At 52.2% G+C, this 6000-nt stretch carries 5 protein-coding genes; 2 read left to right on the forward strand and 3 right to left on the reverse strand.

Annotation, left to right across the window (positions count from 1 at the left end; translation table 11 throughout):
• Positions 1 to 14 precede the first annotated feature (14 nt).
• Together WW58_RS00835 and lepA are read right to left on the reverse strand one after the other, a co-directional pair.
• Complete coding sequence (locus tag WW58_RS00835; RefSeq protein ID WP_046434503.1) at positions 15 to 1298, reverse strand: thioredoxin fold domain-containing protein; 1284 nt, start codon at positions 1296 to 1298, stop codon at positions 15 to 17.
• Between the two features lie 369 nt (positions 1299 to 1667).
• Positions 1668 to 3467: a translation elongation factor 4 gene (gene lepA / locus WW58_RS00840; protein ID WP_012420077.1), complete on the reverse strand. Its 1800-nt coding sequence runs from the start codon at positions 3465 to 3467 to the stop codon at positions 1668 to 1670.
• A gap of 247 nt (positions 3468 to 3714) precedes the next feature.
• On the opposite strand from lepA, the gene WW58_RS00845 reads away from it, so the two are divergent.
• The gene (locus WW58_RS00845; RefSeq protein WP_022197112.1) at positions 3715 to 3918 is read left to right on the forward strand and encodes a hypothetical protein; all 204 of its coding nucleotides are present in this window, start codon (positions 3715 to 3717) and stop codon (positions 3916 to 3918) included.
• Between the two features lie 838 nt (positions 3919 to 4756).
• Positions 4757 to 5110, forward strand: coding sequence for a PEP-CTERM sorting domain-containing protein (locus WW58_RS00850; RefSeq protein ID WP_046434507.1), 354 nt, complete (start codon positions 4757 to 4759; stop codon positions 5108 to 5110).
• Positions 5111 to 5634: 524 nt separating this feature from the next.
• Here the strand turns inward: WW58_RS00850 and WW58_RS00860 are convergent.
• On the reverse strand, positions 5635 to 6000 hold a 366-nt coding region (locus WW58_RS00860), incomplete at its 5' end, for an autotransporter domain-containing protein (protein ID WP_046434511.1).

Consider the following 6000-nt stretch of genomic DNA (forward strand, 5'->3'; position numbering starts at 1 on the left):
AGGGGAAAAGCCGTTCAGGTGCCACGTGGGCCGGAGCGCTTGTTCCGGCCGTTGTTTTCATGGGATTCTTTCTGTTCCAGGAGCCATGTTCTATCTTCAAGGCTGAGCTTTTTCAGGGATGTTCTGCTCTGGTGTCCGTCCAGCTCCTGAAGCCAGAGGGTCTGGGTCTTTTCCGAATAACGGGAAAGTTTGGCGAAGACGGTATTTCCGTTGACTCCTGTCCAGACCCGGTAGCCTTTGGGAATCAGCGTTTTTTTAAACTCTTCATATTGCTGCTTCGCCAGTTTGACGCTGTTCTTGATCTGGTCAAAATAAAGGGCGTTTTGTCCGGTATAATAACCGCGCAACGTATCCACTTTGGAGCCGTCCGGAGACATGACCAGAAGCACGGGCGTTCCTCTCACGCCAAACAGGGAGGGAGCCTTTTTCACATACTCCAGCATCTTCTGGCGCTTCCTGTAAACAGGTTCGCTTTCAAATTTTTCCGCCTGGTCGTAACAGACGCGGACGACATTCCTTTTCGCCCAGTCTTCAAATTCCTTCGTATGGAGGAGTTCTGCCCCCAGCTTTTTGCTGGGAGGGCTGCCCACGGAATGGTGGAACCAGATGAGAATGGGTTTTCCGGTACTCTGGGCTTCCCGGAGGGCGGTGGGATAGCTTTGGATCCAGCGTTCGTTTTCCTTACGCTGGGCGAAAGCTTCTTCCAGCCCGGGGATGGGGGCGTCCGGGTCATGAGCGTCCGTGTAATAGACGGCCCCGCTGTCTGCCCTGGTCATTTCCTCCTGTGTGGTGGCGGTAAGATGGGTGGCCTGTTGCTGATTCGGGGTAGTGCTCAACAGCCCCGTCGGCACATTGGCGATGGAATTGGTCTTGTTATCCTGCATGTATTCCGAAAGGCTTTTTTTTACCTTCGGTTCTTCCTGTTCCGGAGAGGTTCCCACGCAGGAACAGAGAGCCGCGGACGCAAACAGGAACATGGACAGCCGGGGCAGACTCATGACTGACCTGATAGCATAACAGGGAAAAATACGCAACCGGGAATTGTTCAACGGTCGCAGCGGTTTCAGTATTTCTTGGCTTCCTGTTCCTTCTGCTTCCGGTCCCGTATGGCGATATCCAGGGGGGTGCATGTAGCGGTCGTTGATGTGGCTCGCCCTGCCGGTGCGCAGCTTCTTTTCGTACCGTTTGCCCCGGTTTCTCCTGAACAGGAATTCGGACTCCGGAACGCGGCCCACGGTCCGGTAGATCAGCTCGTCGATTTCCTCCTTTTCCCGGTAGCCGGCAGCCTGATGTAGCATTCCTCCTCCCGGGAATGGTTGGGGAAGTAGTGCAGGAAGTGTCTCATGGTCCATTTTCATCCATTGAATCCTGATGGAAAGGCTGTTTCTGGCGCTTTTGAACGAATGTTTGCTACGGAAGAAGGACCACGTGAAGTGGCTCATTTAGCCGGGGCATGAATGCTCACCAAAACGCAGGCCGCGAGAACCCGGGAAAACAGAAACAGTTCCTTGTTATACTCTCTATCATCAGAGTAATGGGAAGGAAATCTGCCGATTAAAACGCGAGTAATACCCTGTTTTCCAAAATAGCCAATATATTCTCCCTGCAAATAAACTGTTTTCCCATATTCAAACGGAAAAACGATATAAAGCCGGGAAGAAAATGGGTTAATCCCCCGTTTTCAGCACCTTGATGAACGCTTCCTGCGGAATGTTGATTTTTCCGATGGCCTTCATGCGCTTTTTGCCTTCCTTCTGCTTTTCCAGAAGTTTGCGCTTGCGGGTGACGTCCCCGCCGTAGCATTTGGCCGTCACGTCCTTGCGCATGGGGGAGATGCTTTCCCGGGCAATAATCTTTCCGCCAATGCAGGCCTGAATGGCGACGGTGAAGAGCTGGCGGGGAATGACGTTTTTCAGGCGTTCCGCCAGTTCCCTGCCGCGGGAGGCTGCCTTGTCCTGGTGAACAATCATGGAGAAGGCATCCACCGGTTCCCCGGCGATGAGCATGTCCATTTTAATGAGCTTGGCGGCCTGATAGCCGGCGTATTCATAATCCATGGAGCCGTAGCCTCGCGTCATGGATTTGAGCTTGTCGTTGAAATCCACCAGAATTTCCGCCAGAGGGACGGTGCAGGTGAGCATTACGCGCATATCGTCAATGGTCTCCGTATTGTCCACGCTGCCGCGTTTTTCCAGGACAAGTTGCATGATATCCCCGATGTATTCCCCAGGAAGCATAATGAACACCTTGACGATAGGTTCCCGGATTTCCTGAATTTCCTGCGGTTCCGGGAGCAGGCTGGGATTGTCCACATTGATTTCCTCTCCATTGGTCTTGGTGACCTCATAAATCACGGAGGGGTAGGTGGAGATGATATCCATGTTGAATTCCCGGCGCAGACGCTCCTGGATGATTTCCATATGGAGCAGGCCAAGGAAGCCGCAACGGAACCCGAAGCCCAGAGCTACGGAAGATTCCGCCTGGAAGGAGAAAGCGGCGTCATTAATCTGAAGCTTCGCCATGGCCGCTTTCAGGGCTTCAAAATCGGAGGAATCCACCGGATAAATGCCGGAAAAGACCATGGGGCGGATTTCCTTGAAACCGGGCAGGGGGGATGGGCAGGGGCGCATGTAATCCGTATACGTGTCCCCGATCTTGACATCAGCCGCGGATTTCATGTTGGCGATGATGTAGCCTACGTCGCCGGCTTCCAGGGAATCCGTTCGGGTCATTTTGGGGGTGAAGATACCCACTTCCTTCACTTCATACACTTCGTCCGTTGCGAAAAGTTTGACTTTCATGCCGCGGTGCACGCTGCCGGAAATGACGCGCACATAGGAGACTACGCCGCGGTAGGCGTCGTAAACGGAATCGAACACCAGGGCGCGCAGAAGGCCGTCCTGTTCCGTTTCAGGCGGAGGGATGCGCTGAACAACGGCTTCCAGAATATCATCAATGCCGATGCCCATCTTGGCGGAGGCATGGATGGCTTCCTCATGGGGGATGCAGACGATGTCCTCCAGCTGGCGGTATACTTTGGGCAGGTTGGCACTGGGAAGGTCAATCTTATTGATGACGGGGATAATGGCCAGGTTCAGATCCATGGCCAGGTGCATGTTGGCAAGTGTCTGGGCTTCCACTCCCTGGGCCGCGTCCACAATAAGAAGGGCTCCCTCGCATGCCGCCAGGGAACGGGACACTTCATAGGAGAAATCCACATGGCCCGGCGTATCCAGAAGATTGAGCTTGTAAGTCTTTCCGTCCCCGGCCTTGTAGAAAATGGTAACGGGGTGGGACTTGATGGTGATGCCCTTTTCCCGCTCCAGATCCATGGCGTCCAGAAGCTGATCCTGCTTCTCCCGTTCGGAAATGGTATTCGTCTTTTCCAGCAGCCGGTCGGAAAGGGTGGTCTTTCCGTGGTCGATGTGAGCGATAATGGAGAAATTGCGAGTCAGTTCAATGGACATGGTGGTCTCTACCCTTCTAACATGAGTGCCCTGTGCGCGGGGAGGGTAACATAGCCCATGCGGCGGTCAAGACTTGAACATGACTGCCTCCCGTTCCCTGCCGCGTCGGCTTCATTCGCTCCGGGAAAACCGTCATTCATGACAGGGGCTGCGCCGGGAGATTGAACGTGAGGGAAGAAGGAAGGCTCTCAACTGGTACAGGCACGCGAACCTTTTCCCGTGCGGCCATTTCTTACCAAGCCAGCATATGAAATCTTTTTTAGCAGCCATTTTAAGCCTATTTATTCCCGGCCTCGGCCAGTTGTACAAGGGCCACTTTGTCCAGGCCATTCTCTGGTTCCTGGTGGTAGGTGCGGCTTACGGCCTCCTGTATTGGTTCATCTTTGCACTCGTTCCTATTGTCCTGCATATCATTTGTATTTTGCAGGCCTATTTCATGGACAATGAATGATGCCTGCCGTTTCGGCTTCACGGCCAGGATGGCCGAAAGAGCAGAGCATCCTGCGCACCGGCAGCGGCATTCATTCCCTGAGGTTGCGGAAGGAATGCGCCGTTCATAGCGGCGTCATTCTTCTTGATACCGGTATTTGCAATGTTAACGGGTTTGTTGGTGCCAGTGGAATCCGCGGATTCTTTTTTAACGGACTTCGATTTGTTTACAGGGGAAACGTCAGCACAACTGTTTTGAATTTGTTAATGACCCCGTCTGTCTTGAAAAATCGGATCGGATGGGAGACGTTGATTCTTCAACAAATAGGATTTTGAATCCGGTATCAATAAAAAAAATTGGTGGTAAGAAAATTATAGAAATCAATATTTTGTTCTTACCGATATTCTATCTATAATTTTTGATATATTATTTATTGTAATTTTTTAACAATAAATATTTTATCGATAAATTCGGATTCAAAATCCGCTATCTCCGTTTTATAGTTACTAACATTAGTAAACGATGGAAAAAATACTGGGAACCACAATTGTATTGCTGGGGGCTGCCGCTCTTTCCGCAACGGCCGCAACCGTCCAGATTGATCTGTCAGGGTATGATTCAGGAAGCGATGTTAATTCTTCCTTCCAAGCCTACCGTGGCGATCCTTCCGCCATGGCGAATCACTTGAATGAGTGGTTGGCGAATTCTTCCGGATGGTGCGGATCTAAAGCCAATACATCTTCTGAAACCTCAAGTTATTTTAAAAGCGCTGTTGGGAGCGAAGACGGTTCTGTAACGGTGACCTATACCAATAGACGGGGATATGGCGGTTCCGGCGTAGGCCTCAAAGTTTCCCTGGATGCTGCGGGGTATTCTGCTGATGCTTTATTCTTCTCTGACATTCACAGTGGATTTGGCTACCTCCACCGGCGGCACTTATCGGGTTTATCTGGCCTACCAGACGGAAAATGGCTGGCAGGCGGTAGAGTCGCAGGCGACGTCCGGCACGATTACTGTGACGGCAGATCTTTCCGGAAACAAACTGACTTCTGAAAACGTTTATGTATTCGTTGAGTCAAATCAGGGAAGGGGTAATGATTCTACATTCACGGCTTCCATGACGGGAGAATTGGCTTCAGTGCCGGAACCTGCCACGGCTTCCCTGGGACTGCTGGGACTGGCCGCCCTGATGATGCGCCGTCGCCGGTCTTAAGGCATCCTGCCGGCAGACAAATTAATCATAGGACGGTCTCCGCATGGAGGCCGTCTTTTTTATTTTTACTGGAGGGGGATAACAGAATGCAATGTACCGGGAATCGAGTATTCCCGGCTATGGAAAGAAAAACTGCCCGGAAAATTATTTTTCGCCATGCTTCAGGTTTATTCTTCCAAATAGAGAGGCCGGGATGTTTTTGTTCTTCATCCGGATGTTATCTTTGTTTCTGGAAATTTTTTTACAGAGCAGGTTTCCTCTGGAAATGAATGAGAAATTGTTTCCTAATTGATCATCTGCCGGATACAATGGTTTCCGCAACAGAAATGTTGATATCTTGGCCGTTTGTTCTTGTAAAACGTCATTTGAATTAATCATCCTTTTTGGAAACAGGCCAAAGGAATAATCTTCCGATAAACAAAAACTCAGAGCCGTTCCGGAATTATTCCGGAACGGCTCTGGAGGGCCAGGAGGAAGGCTTTTCGGGGGTGGGTGGGGTGCCTTCTCCTTGGGTTTTCTTTCTTTTAGAAGTCGTAGCGGTAGCCGACGCTTCCGTTGACCGAGCTGGACCCGTCACGGATGTCCGCGTTCCCGTTCACGTAGATGGTTCCCTTCGTTCCCACCGGCACGCTTAACCCCGCTCCCAGCTGCAGCGCCGTCGTTCCCGTTTTCGCCCCTCTCACGCTTTGCGCGAAGCCGGGGTTGCCCAGCAGGGAGACGTTCGTTTCCCCTCTCCGGTCTCCCAGGTCCTGCGCCGCGTTGACCCGGATTTCCGCCAGCGATTCCCGGCCGAAGATGTTGCTGCCCACCAGACCCATCCAACGGCCGCCCAGCGCCAGCGTCCCCGTCGTCCAGTCCTGCCGGCCGACGTTCAGGCCCGCGTTGCCCGC

This window comes from Akkermansia sp. UNK.MGS-1, from assembly GCF_000980515.1.
Classification (GTDB): Bacteria; Verrucomicrobiota; Verrucomicrobiia; order Verrucomicrobiales; family Akkermansiaceae; genus Akkermansia; species Akkermansia muciniphila.